We start from the raw sequence: 14,444 nt of genomic DNA, 5'->3' as shown, positions 1-14,444 counted from the left end.
CAGCAGCCCTCTGATTCAGTCGTGCGATCCGCTCGGTCTTCAGCGTTCCGGCTCGCTGCCTGTTCACTGCGAGGGGTGGACCAGGCCTCCCTCGTAGGCGGCAATGACCAGGTGCGCCCTGTCTCTGGCCCCCAGCTTCACCATGGCCCGGTTCACATGTGTTTTCGCCGTGAGGACGGAGATGCCGAGGTGATCCGCGATCTCGTCGTTGGACAGTCCCATGGCCGCCAGCATCACCACCTCGCGCTCCCGACCGGTCAGACTCTCCAACATCGGCGCAGCGTGCCGTACGGCGGGCCGGCGTGCGAGGAAGCGCTGGATCAGCGACCGTGTCGCTGCGGGCGACAGCAGCGCGTCACCGGCGGCGATGGTCCTGATCGCATCGATCAGCTCCTGCGGGTGGATGCTTTTGCCGACGAATCCACTCGCTCCCGCTTGCAGTGCATCCGCTACGTGCTCGTCGGTCTCGAACGTGGTCAGGATGAGTACTTTCACCCCGGCAAGGGCCTTGTCACCGGTGATGATCCGGGTCGATTCGATCCCGTCGAGGCCGGGCATGCGGATGTCCATCAGCACCACATCCGTTGGCTGACTTCGCACGTGTTCCACGGCGTCCGACCCGTCGGATGCCTCACCGACGACCTCGATGCCCGGTGTGGCCTCCAGCAGGATGCGGAAGGTCCCTCTGAGCAGCGCCTGGTCATCGACCAGGAGCACGCGGATACTCATCCGCTCTCCCGGGGGCTTGCCTGCGGAAGGCCGTGAGAACCGAGGGGCAAGAGTGCGTGAACGCGGAAGCCGCCTGACATCTGGGGGTCGGCCTGCAGGGTTCCGCCCGCCGCGCGCACGCGTTCTGTGAGGCTGATCAACCCCAGGCCCGTGCCGGGACCGTGACCTGGTCCGGTGCCCCCGTCGTCGGTGACGGAGACTTCCAGGTGGGTTCGGTGAACCGCGATGACCACGGACACACGGGCATCGGCAACGTGCTTTCGCGCGTTCGTCATCGCCTCCTGGACCACCCTGTAGGCGGCCAGGTCGGTCAGGGGCGGAAGAGTGGCGCGTGGCCTGTCGTACTGGGCTTCCACGCAGAGGCCGGCATGGCGGAACGAGTCCAGCAGCGCCGGCAGGTCATGCAGTCCGGGCGCCGGGGTGAGGGGCTGGTCGGAGTCGTCTGCCTGACGCAGCAAGCCGACGGTGGCGCGCAGTTCGTCAAGTGCCGCTCGGCTGGTGTCGTGGATCTGCCCGAGTGCCTTGTAGGCGCGCTCGGCATCCTGGCGAACCAGATGGTGGGCCACTCCGGCCTGCGCGTTGACCAGGGTGAGGTGGTGCGTCACGACGTCATGCAGTTCCCGGGCGAGGCGCATGCGCTCGGCCACGACCTGTCGGCGCGCTTCTTCTTCCCTGGTCGCCTCGGCGTGCTCTGCGCGTTCCTGATAGGAGACCAGCAGTTCGCGTCGGCTCCGTACCGCGTCCCCGACCGCGGTCGGCAGTTGGGTCCATGCCAGAAGCGCAAGGTTGGCCTCCACGGCCGACATTTCGGGGCGCACGACGAACGCGGCAGCGGTCATCGCGACGCCCACTGCCGCGCCGGTGCGTACGGCGGTTCGGCGGTCCGTCCGGGCTGCGAGCAGGAAAAGCGCTGCGACTGCCGGTGCGGGGGGCGGCGGCGTATCGGGCACAAGGGCGAGAAGTACCACGCTGGTCGTGGCCGTTGCCCACGTTGTTGCGCGTGGCCATCGGTGGGCGCACAACACCAGCAGACTGCAGACTGCGGATATCGCTCCGGCCGGGCGAAGATCGGCTCGGTCCTGGTGCGACACCAGCATCATGATCGGTCCGGTGATGAGCACGCAGCAGACAGCGGCCACGGCGTCCACGGCGAATGGCCGCCGGGCTGGACGGTCGGCGAGGTTCCTCACCGTCGTCCAGATGCCTGTGACTGGTGCCATATCCCTTCCCGTATCCCGTATCCCGTATCCCGTACGTGTTGCGTATGCGACCCGGCGAGCGTCGGCGTGACTCACGGCGCGATCGAGATCTCTTGTCGCCGTGGTTCGCGGCAGTGCTGTCGGAGTGGAAGCCGTTGGCGGCCTTCGTCTCGGACCGGCCCAGTGCCCGCGGTCCTTCGGAACGAGCTCCGGATGTCACGGTTGCGGTAGATGCAGGATAATTCCCGCCCTGGCAACGGGGTGCGTCAGGGCTCCCGGGCGGCTGCGGGCGCCGGGTTCTCCTCCTCCCACAGCGGGTGGTGGTGACGCGCCCAGTCCCGTGGGACCTGCCCGGTGCGCAGCCCACGGCGGGCCTGTGCGTCGCGGACGGCCATCCGTATGTGGCCGAGGACCAGAGCCGCGATGAGCAGGGCCAGCCAGTCGTGGACGAATGTCGCTCCGGTGCGCCACAGGAGGGGCGCAAGGCGAGGGAACCACATCAGGAGCCCTGTGCCGATCATGACGAGCAAGGCCCCGGCGAGGACGTTCGCGTACAGCTTCTGCCCGGCGTTGAATTTTCCGGCTGTACGAGGCCGCCGGCGAAGGGCGGCACGCACCCATCCGCGGTCGTGCGGGCCGAACCGGTTCAGGCGGCTCAGGTCGGCACGAAACGCACGGGAGACCAGGCCGGCCAGGAGCGGGACGGGCATGGCGATGCCCGCCCACTCGTGCACGGTCACCAACAGCCTGCGCCGTCCGACGAGTTCGGCCAGCACCGGCAAGTAGAGGAAGGCGGCAGTAACGAGGGCGGTTCCCACCAAAGCGGCTGTGCCCCGGTGTATCCAGCGTTCGGCGGCAGTGAAACGCCTGATCAGGTCCGGTTGTTCAGCTGGTCGGGGCATCATCGCGTCCGTTCGACTTGCCGACCCAGCCGTCCACGTCGTAGCCGAAATGCTCCCAGTAGCCCGGCTGGACATGATCGGTGACGGTGATGCCGGACAGCCACTTGGCTGACTTGTAGAAGTACATCGGGGCGGCGTACAGGCGCACCGGCCCGCCATGGGCAGCGGTCAGCGGCTCGTCCCGCATCTTGTAGGACACCAGCATGTCGTGGCGTCGCGCCTGCTCCAGGGTGAGGCTTTCGGAGTAGACCCCGTCGAAACAGGTGAAACGCACCGCGGCGGCGTCGGGCCGCACTCCGGCGACGTCAAGGAGATGAGACAGCGGTACCCCGGTGAAGGCCGTCTGGGGAACGCGCCAACCGGTGACGCACTGCACGTCCCGCACCAGGCGGGTGCTCGGCATGGCCGTCAGTTCGTCCAGTGTGTACGACGCGGGGCGGTCCACCAGACCGTCCACGGTCAGCCGGTAGTCGTCGGCAGAGCGGTGCGGGACCTTGTCGGCGACGGAATAGAAGCGGAAGCCGCCGCCACCGGGCAACAGTGAGAAAAGGCCGGTGGGGTCCTTGCTGGCTACCGCGGCGAGTGTGTCGTCAAGCCTGCGTTGTGCAGGCGCGCCCACAGCCACTCCCAGGGCGCCGAGCCCCAGAGCACCAAGAATGATCCGCCGTCCGACGGGCCTGTCCTCGCGGCGCCCTCGGGCGGGGCCGCCGGTGCTGTTCGCCGTCACCGTCGGTCGGCCCGCAGCTTCCTGATGCCGCCGACCAGGAGCGTCACACCCACGATGGCCACGATCAGGCCGATGAACAGCCACTGTGATTCGCCGGACATCACTTCGCTGTTGTCGACAACGCCGGAGCCTTGCAGTGACCACACCACGCCTACGAAGAGCAAAAATGCTCCGATCAGTGGCCGTACCCACTTCTTCATCTGCTGCTCCCCGAAGTCCGCATGCGTCTCCTGCGACGCGTCATGTCCGAGACGCGTCATGTCCGACAGGAACAGTCTCTCTCCGCACTGCTCTCCGACGGTCATCCGCAGGAACGGAGTTCGGCTACCACCGCCACGGTGGACATCTGTGCCGCATACCACGGCCGTGGTACGCGGCAGGGGGTGCGATGAACGGCCGGTGCGCCCTCCTGGGGCCGGTGGTCACGCAGGATCTTCCAGCTCTTCAGCGATGCCTACGGCGTGCCGGGAAGCCCGACCGTGACGAGGAGACCGCCGGCGGGGCGGGGGACGAGGTCGAGGGTCCCGCCGTGGGCGCGGACGATGCTGTGCACGATGGCCAGGCCGAGGCCGACACCGGCGTGCTCGTCGGTGCGTACGCGTTCCGTTCCGCGCTGGAAGGGTTCGGTGAGGGTCGGTACCAGTTCCGGTGGGAGCCGGCGGCCCGTGTTCTCGACCCGCAGCACGCTCGTGTCGCCGTGCGCCTCGGTGTGGACCGTCACGGTGCCGCCGGCGGGGAGGTTGTGGACGATGGCGTTCTGGACGAGGTTCGTCACCATCTGCAGCAGGAGCTCCGCGGAGCCACTGGTCCGGGCCGCCCCGCCGGTGACGTCGAGCGTGATCCGGCGCTGTTCGGCGAGGGGAAGCAGCGTTTCGGCGGCTTCCTCGGCGATGAGGGAGAGGTCGACGCTCTCGCGGGTGAAGTTGCCGCGGTCGCCGCGGCTGAGCAGCAGGAGGGCCTCGGTGAGGTCGATCGCCCTCGTATTGACGGCGTGCAGGCGTTCGATGAGTTCATCCCGGTCCCGCGTGGGGTCCTTGCGGGCGACGTCGAGGAGCGTCCGCGAGATCGCCAGCGGGGTGCGCAGTTCGTGGGAGGCGTTCGCGGCGAACCTCTGCTGCTCGACGACGTGGGACTCGAGTTGTCGGAGCATCGAGTCGAACGCGTCGGAGAGTTCACGGAATTCGTCCTGGCGGCCCTTCATGCGGATGCGGTGGGACAACGACCCGTTCTCGGCCATCCGTGCCGCATCCGTGATCTGTGTGAGTGGCGCGAGCATCCGGCCGGCGAGGAGCCATCCTCCCAGCAGGCCGAACACGAGCAGGAAGGCCATCGCCACGGCCGCGGCGGGCGCGAAGGTGTGTACAAGGAGGTAGCGGTTGGGCGAGATCCCGAGAAGGCCCTTGGGGCTGTCGGGCACGTAACGCAGCAGGTACCCCCACACCACGGCCAGCAGGAGAGCGCCGGCGATGGCGAGGAATCCGGCGTAGCTGAGGGTGAGTTTCAGTCGGGCGCTGAGCCCTGGGCGTCTATGCACGCGTACTGCCGGGGTCGGAAGTGTCCTTGCCGGGGGCGATGATGCCCATAGGGGTGTCGACCCGGTAGCCGACGCCGGGCACCGTGGCGATGATCCACGGTTCGCCGAGCCGTTTGCGCAGTGCGGAGACGGTGATGCGCACGGCGTTGGTGAGGGGGTCGGCGTTCTCGTCCCAGGCCCGTGCCAGCAGCTCCTCGGCGCTGACGACCCCGCCCTCGGCGGCGACGAGGACTTCCAGCACCGCGAACTGTTTGCGGGTGAGCGCGATGTAGCGTCCGTCGCGGAAGACCTCCCGCCGGAAGGGGTCGAGCCGCAGGCCCGCGATCTCGCGGACCGGGGGCCGGGCGTACGCGCGTCTGCGGTCGAGCGCCCTCAGCCGCAGGACGAGCTCCCGCAGCTCGAACGGTTTGGTGAGGTAGTCGTCGGCGCCGAGCCCGAACCCGGACGCCTTGTCGTCGATCCGGTCGGCAGCGGTGAGCATGAGGATCGGGATGCCGCTGCCGGAGGCGACGATGCGCCGGGCGACCTCGTCGCCGGAGGGGCCGGGGATGTCGCGGTCGAGGACCGCGAGGTCGTAGGAGTTGACGCTGAGCAGTTCCAGGGCGGAGTCGCCGTCGCCGGCGATGTCGGCGGCGATCGCCTCCAGCCGCAGGCCGTCACGCACGGCTTCGGCCAGGTAGGGCTCGTCCTCCACGATCAGTACGCGCATGTCTGAAGCCTAAGCAGCACGCCATGTCGCCGACGTATGCAAAGACGTGTGCACTCCGGGCACGCGACTCAGCCTGCCGGTGCCGGCGCGGGGCGAGGCTGGTCCGACGGAGCGTGCGCCGTGGTGCGCCACCAGCGGCGCGACGCCAGTGCGGCCAGCAGGGCGCCGGCGGCGTTGACCAGTACGTCGTCCACGGAGGACACCCGGTCCAGCCGCAGGACGTACTGTGCGGTCTCGACCAGGACCGAGCAGCCCGCCCCGAGTGCCAGGATCCGCGGCACGGAGGCCAGCGCCGCGAACCGCATCGGGGCGAAGAACCCCAGCGCCGCGAAGACCAGGAGGTTGCCGACGATCCCGAGCGGCCCCATCGTGACCAGGTCCCGCAGCGGTACCAGGCTGAACCGGCCGGGGACGGTGCAGGCCCCGGCGCCCGGCATCATGGTCAGCCAGAGGAACGGCACCGTCCCGTGGACCATGCCCACCTCGGCCAGCGACATCCGCCACGCCGTCGTGCCGTCGGCGCCACGCCGACGGCACGACGGCGTGGCGCCGACGGCACGAGCACGGCCAACGGCAGCGCGACCAACGTCATGAGCACCACACCGTTGAACGTGTCGAAGCAGCCGTGCCACCGCCCGGCCATGCATCTCGGAGCGGACATCATGAGCGGCCGGCGCACGACGTACACGGCGCTCGCCAGGCCGAGGATCGCCAGGCCGAGGAGCACGATGCTGCGCGTGCGGCGGGGTGGTGCCGACAGGGCTACGTTGTGGTTCACGTTCCCATTGGAGACGGAGGGCCGTTGCGGTGGCGTATGCGATTTTCGATACCCCGGCGATACACGGAAATCCCCGGCATCGAGGAACTGGCGCGAGCCGGCGATGAGATGGTCCCGCCGCCGATGATCGCGTCGGCCCAGCCACTGCCGGTGCCGGACGACTCGTCCGTGAACATCGCACTGCCGAGCATCCGGGCCGAGCTCGTCGTCACGCCCGCACATCTGCCCTGGACCGTGAACGCCTGAAGGCCGTCACATATAGAGGGGAGAGCGATCCGCCATGGCGAGCTTGTGAAGCCGGGCGATGCCGAGCATGGCCTGGTGGACGCCGTGCCCGTAAGACGGCTTCGCCCGGGTCTTCGTCACCCCTGAACTCGACGGGTGGACCTTCGTACCCGAGGCGTGGTGCGACCCCTGCGACGCCGAACGCAGCGAGGAGATCCTGAGGAACTCTGCACCCTGCTCACGCTACGGACGGGCCCAGGCGTACGGCTGCGGGGCGCAGGACGGTGAGGGCAGCGACGTGTCGCGTACCCCCGGGGCGGCGGGGCAGGTGAGGGCGAAAACGGCTTGACCTGGCGGGGTTGACACGTCCCTCGTCGATCCGTAAAGTTCTCCGAGTTGTCATGGGGCCGGAACGGTTCTGCGACAGCCGATCCCGCCGCGAATGCGGCAACCAAAACTCTGTACGGTTTCCCACTCGGGATGATTTCGGCATGCCGGAATTCATTTCGAAGACGCGATTATGAATCGCCGGGAAGAATCCGCTAGGGTTTGGGTGTCGGAACGGCCCAATGGCCGGGATGACAAGCCCGCTGACTGGGAATCAGGCCCGAGAGGATCTGATAGAGTCGGACTCGCCGGAAAGGGAAACGCGAAAGCGGGAACCTGGAAAGCGGAACCCGCTTCGACCGGGAATCGGACACGAAAGAGTCTGATAGAGTCGGAGACGCAAGACCGAAGGGAAAAGCCCGGAGGAAAGCCCGTGAGGGTGAGTACGAAGGAAGCGTCCGTTCCTTGAGAACTCAACAGCGTGCCAAAAGTCAACGCCAGATATGTTGATACCCCGGCCTGTTTCGGCAGGTTGGTGGTTCCTTTGAAAGTCCTGCCGGGCCTTGTGGTTCCGGTGGGCAATTTTACACAGCGAGGACGCTGTGGACGACCGGTCCTATTCCGACCGGTTGTTCCGCTCTCGTGTGTGTCGTCCCGATTACGGGAAAACATTCACGGAGAGTTTGATCCTGGCTCAGGACGAACGCTGGCGGCGTGCTTAACACATGCAAGTCGAACGATGAAGCCCTTCGGGGTGGATTAGTGGCGAACGGGTGAGTAACACGTGGGCAATCTGCCCTTCACTCTGGGACAAGCCCTGGAAACGGGGTCTAATACCGGATAACACTCTGTCCCGCATGGGACGGGGTTGAAAGCTCCGGCGGTGAAGGATGAGCCCGCGGCCTATCAGCTTGTTGGTGGGGTGATGGCCTACCAAGGCGACGACGGGTAGCCGGCCTGAGAGGGCGACCGGCCACACTGGGACTGAGACACGGCCCAGACTCCTACGGGAGGCAGCAGTGGGGAATATTGCACAATGGGCGAAAGCCTGATGCAGCGACGCCGCGTGAGGGATGACGGCCTTCGGGTTGTAAACCTCTTTCAGCAGGGAAGAAGCGAGAGTGACGGTACCTGCAGAAGAAGCGCCGGCTAACTACGTGCCAGCAGCCGCGGTAATACGTAGGGCGCAAGCGTTGTCCGGAATTATTGGGCGTAAAGAGCTCGTAGGCGGCTTGTTGCGTCGGTTGTGAAAGCCCGGGGCTTAACCCCGGGTCTGCAGTCGATACGGGCAGGCTAGAGTGTGGTAGGGGAGATCGGAATTCCTGGTGTAGCGGTGAAATGCGCAGATATCAGGAGGAACACCGGTGGCGAAGGCGGATCTCTGGGCCATTACTGACGCTGAGGAGCGAAAGCGTGGGGAGCGAACAGGATTAGATACCCTGGTAGTCCACGCCGTAAACGTTGGGAACTAGGTGTTGGCGACATTCCACGTCGTCGGTGCCGCAGCTAACGCATTAAGTTCCCCGCCTGGGGAGTACGGCCGCAAGGCTAAAACTCAAAGGAATTGACGGGGGCCCGCACAAGCAGCGGAGCATGTGGCTTAATTCGACGCAACGCGAAGAACCTTACCAAGGCTTGACATATACCGGAAAGCATCAGAGATGGTGCCCCCCTTGTGGTCGGTATACAGGTGGTGCATGGCTGTCGTCAGCTCGTGTCGTGAGATGTTGGGTTAAGTCCCGCAACGAGCGCAACCCTTGTTCTGTGTTGCCAGCATGCCCTTCGGGGTGATGGGGACTCACAGGAGACTGCCGGGGTCAACTCGGAGGAAGGTGGGGACGACGTCAAGTCATCATGCCCCTTATGTCTTGGGCTGCACACGTGCTACAATGGCCGGTACAATGAGCTGCGATGCCGCGAGGCGGAGCGAATCTCAAAAAGCCGGTCTCAGTTCGGATTGGGGTCTGCAACTCGACCCCATGAAGTCGGAGTTGCTAGTAATCGCAGATCAGCATTGCTGCGGTGAATACGTTCCCGGGCCTTGTACACACCGCCCGTCACGTCACGAAAGTCGGTAACACCCGAAGCCGGTGGCCCAACCCCTTGTGGGAGGGAGCTGTCGAAGGTGGGACTGGCGATTGGGACGAAGTCGTAACAAGGTAGCCGTACCGGAAGGTGCGGCTGGATCACCTCCTTTCTAAGGAGCATCTAGATTCCGCAAGGAATCCAGAGCCACTACGTCGGCAAATGTTCGACGGTGGTTAGCTCATGGGTGGAACGTTGACTATTCGGCACGACAGGTTGTTGTTCACCAGTACTGCTTCGGCGTGGAACGTGGAGAATGGTCGGTCGTGTCGGGCACGTTGTTGGGTATCTGAGGGTACGGGCTCGTTTGAGTCTGTCCTTCGGTTGCCGGCCCCAGTGAACTCGCCCTTGTGGGTGGGGTGATGGGTGGCTGGTCGTTGTTTGAGAACTGCACAGTGGACGCGAGCATCTGTGGCCAAGTTTTTAAGGGCGCACGGTGGATGCCTTGGCACCAGGAACCGATGAAGGACGTGGGAGGCCACGATAGGCCCCGGGGAGCTGTCAACCGAGCTTTGATCCGGGGGTGTCCGAATGGGGAAACCCGGCAGTCGTCATGGGCTGTCACCCGCTGCTGAACACATAGGCAGTGTGGAGGGAACGAGGGGAAGTGAAACATCTCAGTACCCTCAGGAAGAGAAAACAACCGTGATTCCGGGAGTAGTGGCGAGCGAAACCGGATGAGGCCAAACCGTATGCGTGTGATACCCGGCAGGGGTTGCGCATGCGGGGTTGTGGGATCTCTCTTTTGCGGTCTGCCGGCCGTGAGACGAGTCAGAAACCGTTGATGTAGGCGAAGGACATGCGAAAGGTCCGGCGTAGAGGGTAAGACCCCCGTAGCTGAAACATTGACGGCTCGTTTGAGAGACACCCAAGTAGCACGGGGCCCGAGAAATCCCGTGTGAATCTGGCGGGACCACCCGCTAAGCCTAAATATTCCCTGGTGACCGATAGCGGATAGTACCGTGAGGGAATGGTGAAAAGTACCGCGGGAGCGGAGTGAAATAGTACCTGAAACCGTGTGCCTACAAGCCGTGGGAGCGTCGCTCACATCTTCGGATGTGGGTCGTGACTGCGTGCCTTTTGAAGAATGAGCCTGCGAGTTTGCGGTGTGTTGCGAGGTTAACCCGTGTGGGGAAGCCGTAGCGAAAGCGAGTCCGAATAGGGCGTTTTAGTAGCACGCTCAAGACCCGAAGCGGAGTGATCTAGCCATGGGCAGGTTGAAGCGGAGGTAAGACTTCGTGGAGGACCGAACCCACCAGGGTTGAAAACCTGGGGGATGACCTGTGGTTAGGGGTGAAAGGCCAATCAAACTCCGTGATAGCTGGTTCTCCCCGAAATGCATTTAGGTGCAGCGTCGTGTGTTTCTTGCCGGAGGTAGAGCACTGGATAGGCGATGGGCCCTACCGGGTTACTGACCTTAGCCAAACTCCGAATGCCGGTAAGTGAGAGCACGGCAGTGAGACTGTGGGGGATAAGCTCCATGGTCGAGAGGGAAACAGCCCAGAGCATCGACTAAGGCCCCTAAGCGTACGCTAAGTGGGAAAGGATGTGGAGTCGCAGAGACAACCAGGAGGTTGGCTTAGAAGCAGCCACCCTTGAAAGAGTGCGTAATAGCTCACTGGTCAAGTGATTCCGCGCCGACAATGTAGCGGGGCTCAAGCGTACCGCCGAAGTCGTGTCATTCGAGCATTGAGGGCCAACGCGCTGCGGATGGGTAGGGGAGCGTCGTGTGCCGGGTGAAGCAGCCGCGGAAGCGAGTTGTGGACGGTTCACGAGTGAGAATGCAGGCATGAGTAGCGATACACACGTGAGAAACGTGTGCGCCGATTGACTAAGGGTTCCTGGGTCAAGCTGATCTGCCCAGGGTAAGTCGGGACCTAAGGCGAGGCCGACAGGCGTAGTCGATGGACAACCGGTTGATATTCCGGTACCCGCTTTGAAACGCCCAATACTGAATCAGGCGATGCTAAGTCCGTGAAGCCGGCCCGATCTCTTCGGAGTTGAGGGTAGTGGTGGAGCCGACGAACCAGACTTGTACTAGGTAAGCGATGGGGTGACGCAGGAAGGTAGTCCAGCCCGGGCGGTGGTTGTCCCGGGGTAAGGGTGTAGGGCGTGTGATAGGCAAATCCGTCACACATTAAGTCTGAGACCTGATGCCGAGCCGATTGTGGCGAAGTGGATGATCCTATGCTGTCGAGAAAAGCCTCTAGCGAGTTTCATGGCGGCCCGTACCCTAAACCGACTCAGGTGGTCAGGTAGAGAATACCGAGGCGTTCGGGTGAACTATGGTTAAGGAACTCGGCAAAATGCCCCCGTAACTTCGGGAGAAGGGGGGCCATCACTGGTGATTGGATTTACTCCATGAGCTGGGGGTGGCCGCAGAGACCAGCGAGAAGCGACTGTTTACTAAAAACACAGGTCCGTGCGAAGCCGTAAGGCGATGTATACGGACTGACGCCTGCCCGGTGCTGGAACGTTAAGGGGACCGGTTAGCTGACTTTCGGGTCGGCGAAGCTGAGAACTTAAGCGCCAGTAAACGGCGGTGGTAACTATAACCATCCTAAGGTAGCGAAATTCCTTGTCGGGTAAGTTCCGACCTGCACGAATGGCGTAACGACTTCTCGACTGTCTCAACCATAGGCCCGGTGAAATTGCACTACGAGTAAAGATGCTCGTTTCGCGCAGCAGGACGGAAAGACCCCGGGACCTTTACTACAGTTTGATATTGGTGTTCGGTTCGGCTTGTGTAGGATAGGTGGGAGACTTTGAAGCAGCCACGCCAGTGGTTGTGGAGTCGCCGTTGAAATACCACTCTGGTCGTGCTGGATGTCTAACCTGGGTCCGTGATCCGGATCAGGGACAGTGTCTGATGGGTAGTTTAACTGGGGCGGTTGCCTCCTAAAGAGTAACGGAGGCGCCCAAAGGTTCCCTCAGCCTGGTTGGCAATCAGGTGTTGAGTGTAAGTGCACAAGGGAGCTTGACTGTGAGACCGACGGGTCGAGCAGGGACGAAAGTCGGGACTAGTGATCCGGCAGTGGCTTGTGGAAGCGCTGTCGCTCAACGGATAAAAGGTACCCCGGGGATAACAGGCTGATCTTCCCCAAGAGTCCATATCGACGGGATGGTTTGGCACCTCGATGTCGGCTCGTCGCATCCTGGGGCTGGAGTCGGTCCCAAGGGTTGGGCTGTTCGCCCATTAAAGCGGTACGCGAGCTGGGTTTAGAACGTCGTGAGACAGTTCGGTCCCTATCCGCTGCGCGCGTAGGAATATTGAGAAGGGCTGTCCCTAGTACGAGAGGACCGGGACGGACGAACCTCTGGTGTGCCAGTTGTTCTGCCAAGGGCATGGCTGGTTGGCTACGTTCGGAAAGGATAACCGCTGAAAGCATCTAAGCGGGAAGCCTGCTTCGAGATGAGTATTCCCACCCCCTTGAGGGGTTAAGGCTCCCAGTAGACGACTGGGTTGATAGGCCAGATGTGGAAGCCCGGTAACGGGTGGAGCTGACTGGTACTAATAGGCCGAGGGCTTGTCCTCAGTTGCTCGCGTCCACTGTGTTAGTTCTGAAATAACGAACGGCCGTGTTGTTGTCCGGTGTTGGTTAATTTCATAGTGTTTCGGTGGTCATTGCGTTAGGGAAACGCCCGGTTACATTCCGAACCCGGAAGCTAAGCCTTTCAGCGCCGATGGTACTGCAGGGGGGACCCTGTGGGAGAGTAGGACGCCGCCGAACAATTATTCCGGAAAAGCCCCGCACCTCTGGTGCGGGGCTTTTCTGCGTTCACGGGGAGTTGCTCAATTCGATGGTGACCATATGTACGGGGTCGTCGTGGTCACTGCGTGAAAACCGAGACGGCGCAGGATCGGTGCGCTGTCGTCGGATGCGTCCACTTGCAGATAGGTGACTCCGCGGGCTGCCGCGATCTCGGCACGGGCGGAGACCAGTGCTCGGTAGATGCCGCGTCCTCGCCATTCGGAGAGGGTGGAACCACCCCACAGACCGGCGAATTCGGTGCCCTCCCTGAAGACCAGCCAGGCCGCGGAGACGAGCTCGCCGCCGGCTTCGGCGACCAGGACGGCGATGTCGTCAGGGGCAACGGCCACCCGGCCTGCCAGATCGTCGCCGATCATGCTCAGGTCCTCGCCCCAGATCGCCGACTCCATCGCCGCTATGCGGTGCATGTCGGCGGCCTCGGTGACCTGGCGGAGTGCAACGCCGTCCGGGAGCACGGGCGGTGATGCCATGTCCTTGGTGAGACCGATGAGGATGGTCTCCTCGTCCTCCGGAACGAAACCGGCCGCGCGCAGCCGCTCGGGGAGGTCGGCGGGGAGGTCGTGGCCCCGCGTCTTCCATTCCACCGACTCCCCGCGCGCGGCGAAGTAGTCACGCTGACGCACGATCAGCTCGTCGAGTGCGGCGCCCCGCACGCCCACGTCACGTGGGGCGTTGATGAAGCCGCGGAACTGGCCGACGGTCCGGATGAGGGGCCCGTCCTCTTCATGGACGACCCCTGCCGGCGGGTGGGGCGATGCACCGCGGATCTGCTCGTCGTAGGCCGCGAGCAGGCCTTTCATGTCTGTCACGGAAGTACACAGTACGAGCCCGAGATTTGGACGGGCATGCGAATTCGATTGCCTGGGCGCGGGGCGCGGGACAGGATCGGCGTATGGACTATGTGATTCGCCCCGTACGTGCCGAGGAATGGCCGCTGGCCAAGGAGATCAGGCTCGCGGCTCTGCAGGATCCTGTGGCTCCAGTGGCGTTCCTGGAGACGTACGAGCAAGGGGTGTCCCAGCCCGACAGCTTCTGGCAGGCGCGGGCTGCCGGTGCGGCGGAGGACGGCGACGGCGAGAAGCGTCAGTTCGTCGCCGAGGCGCCCGACGGGAGCTGGGCCGGCACGATCACTGTGCTCGTCGAGCGACCGGACGGGGATCTGCGATTCGGCGAGCCCGCCGAGGTCGACCAGGCCCACGTGGTCGGGGTCTTCGTACGGCCCGAGGCGCGGGGAACCGGCCTTGCCGAGCAGCTGTTCGGGGCCGGGGTCGACTGGGCGTGGTCACTGGGCGAGCCGCGGATCCAGCGGGTGCGTCTCTATGTGCACGAGAGCAACCCGCGGGCCGCTGCGTTCTACCGCCGGTTCGGCTTCGCACCGACCGGGGAGACCCTCGCCGTACCGGACGATCCGACGTCGCTGGAGCTGGAGTACGAGATCGTCCGGCCCGCCTGATGC

Annotated in this window: 11 protein-coding genes and 3 rRNA genes; 5 read left to right on the top strand and 9 right to left on the bottom strand. The window is 64.1% G+C overall.

The window, feature by feature from the left end:
• Positions 1 to 63 precede the first annotated feature (63 nt).
• From LRD69_RS14725 to LRD69_RS14690, 8 genes are all read right to left on the bottom strand, one after another.
• Positions 64 to 729 (bottom strand): response regulator transcription factor, encoded by a 666-nt coding sequence (locus tag LRD69_RS14725; RefSeq protein ID WP_277327029.1) that lies wholly within the window; start codon positions 727 to 729, stop codon positions 64 to 66.
• Positions 726 to 1,580 (bottom strand): histidine kinase, encoded by an 855-nt coding sequence (locus tag LRD69_RS14720; RefSeq protein ID WP_277327028.1) that lies wholly within the window; start codon positions 1,578 to 1,580, stop codon positions 726 to 728. Before LRD69_RS14720 ends, LRD69_RS14725 begins: the two co-directional genes overlap by 4 nt.
• 614 nt (positions 1,581 to 2,194) lie before the next feature.
• Positions 2,195 to 2,830 carry a cytochrome b/b6 domain-containing protein gene (locus LRD69_RS14715; RefSeq protein ID WP_277327027.1) on the bottom strand — a complete coding sequence of 212 codons (636 nt, stop codon included), beginning with the start codon at positions 2,828 to 2,830 and terminating at the stop codon, positions 2,195 to 2,197.
• The gene (locus tag LRD69_RS14710; protein WP_277327026.1) at positions 2,814 to 3,557 is read right to left on the bottom strand and encodes a molybdopterin-dependent oxidoreductase; all 744 of its coding nucleotides are present in this window, start codon (positions 3,555 to 3,557) and stop codon (positions 2,814 to 2,816) included. The genes LRD69_RS14715 and LRD69_RS14710 overlap by 17 nt, the downstream gene beginning before the upstream one ends.
• Positions 3,554 to 3,817 carry a hypothetical protein gene (locus tag LRD69_RS14705; protein ID WP_277327025.1) on the bottom strand — a complete coding sequence of 88 codons (264 nt, stop codon included), beginning with the start codon at positions 3,815 to 3,817 and terminating at the stop codon, positions 3,554 to 3,556. The genes LRD69_RS14710 and LRD69_RS14705 overlap by 4 nt, the downstream gene beginning before the upstream one ends.
• Before the next feature lie 194 nt (positions 3,818 to 4,011).
• Entirely contained in the window at positions 4,012 to 5,091 is a 1,080-nt protein-coding gene (locus LRD69_RS14700; RefSeq protein ID WP_277327024.1) for a HAMP domain-containing sensor histidine kinase, read from the bottom strand.
• Positions 5,084 to 5,800 (bottom strand): response regulator transcription factor, encoded by a 717-nt coding sequence (locus tag LRD69_RS14695; RefSeq protein WP_277327023.1) that lies wholly within the window; start codon positions 5,798 to 5,800, stop codon positions 5,084 to 5,086. The genes LRD69_RS14700 and LRD69_RS14695 overlap by 8 nt, the downstream gene beginning before the upstream one ends.
• 68 nt (positions 5,801 to 5,868) lie before the next feature.
• A complete protein-coding gene (locus LRD69_RS14690; RefSeq protein WP_277327022.1) occupies positions 5,869 to 6,297 on the bottom strand; it encodes a VanZ family protein in 429 nt (142 codons plus the stop codon).
• A 317-nt stretch (positions 6,298 to 6,614) separates the two neighbouring features.
• Here LRD69_RS14690 and LRD69_RS14685 point away from each other — a divergent pair, with 317 nt between their 5' ends.
• The 4 genes from LRD69_RS14685 to rrf all read left to right on the top strand — a co-directional run bounded on the left by LRD69_RS14685 (position 6,615) and on the right by rrf (position 12,946).
• Positions 6,615 to 6,824, top strand: a complete 210-nt coding sequence (locus LRD69_RS14685; protein WP_277327021.1) for a hypothetical protein — start codon at positions 6,615 to 6,617, stop codon at positions 6,822 to 6,824.
• Positions 6,825 to 7,801: 977 nt separating this feature from the next.
• Positions 7,802 to 9,327 (top strand): 16S ribosomal RNA (locus LRD69_RS14680).
• A gap of 301 nt (positions 9,328 to 9,628) precedes the next feature.
• A 23S ribosomal RNA gene (locus LRD69_RS14675) occupies positions 9,629 to 12,750 on the top strand.
• Between the two features lie 79 nt (positions 12,751 to 12,829).
• Positions 12,830 to 12,946 (top strand): 5S ribosomal RNA (gene rrf, locus LRD69_RS14670).
• The 16S, 23S and 5S rRNA genes sit together here, the layout of an rRNA operon.
• Positions 12,947 to 13,008: 62 nt before the next feature.
• On the opposite strand, the gene LRD69_RS14665 is transcribed toward rrf, so the two are convergent.
• Positions 13,009 to 13,797 (bottom strand): GNAT family N-acetyltransferase, encoded by a 789-nt coding sequence (locus tag LRD69_RS14665; protein ID WP_277327020.1) that lies wholly within the window; start codon positions 13,795 to 13,797, stop codon positions 13,009 to 13,011.
• Positions 13,798 to 13,880: 83 nt separating this feature from the next.
• On the opposite strand from LRD69_RS14665, the gene LRD69_RS14660 reads away from it, so the two are divergent.
• Entirely contained in the window at positions 13,881 to 14,441 is a 561-nt protein-coding gene (locus tag LRD69_RS14660) for a GNAT family N-acetyltransferase (protein ID WP_277327019.1), read from the top strand.
• Positions 14,442 to 14,444: the final 3 nt, after the last annotated feature.

The sequence above is a fragment of the Streptomyces sp. JH14 genome (assembly GCF_029428675.1).
In the GTDB taxonomy this organism is placed as follows: domain Bacteria; phylum Actinomycetota; class Actinomycetes; order Streptomycetales; family Streptomycetaceae; genus Streptomyces.
The sequence above is the reverse complement of the archived record's forward strand: the minus strand, read 5'-3'. Positions and strand labels throughout refer to the sequence as shown.

Coding starts and splice junctions, on each gene's coding strand:
- LRD69_RS14705 (WP_277327025.1), bottom strand. CDS start 3,817: ATGACGCGTCTCGGACATGACGCGTCGCAGGAGACGCATGCGGACTTC.
- LRD69_RS14690 (WP_277327022.1), bottom strand. CDS start 6,297: ATGTCGCTGGCCGAGGTGGGCATGGTCCACGGGACGGTGCCGTTCCTC.
- LRD69_RS14695 (WP_277327023.1), bottom strand. CDS start 5,800: ATGCGCGTACTGATCGTGGAGGACGAGCCCTACCTGGCCGAAGCCGTG.
- LRD69_RS14725 (WP_277327029.1), bottom strand. CDS start 729: ATGAGTATCCGCGTGCTCCTGGTCGATGACCAGGCGCTGCTCAGAGGG.
- LRD69_RS14685 (WP_277327021.1), top strand. CDS start 6,615: ATGCGATTTTCGATACCCCGGCGATACACGGAAATCCCCGGCATCGAG.
- LRD69_RS14715 (WP_277327027.1), bottom strand. CDS start 2,830: ATGCCCCGACCAGCTGAACAACCGGACCTGATCAGGCGTTTCACTGCC.
- LRD69_RS14660 (WP_277327019.1), top strand. CDS start 13,881: ATGGACTATGTGATTCGCCCCGTACGTGCCGAGGAATGGCCGCTGGCC.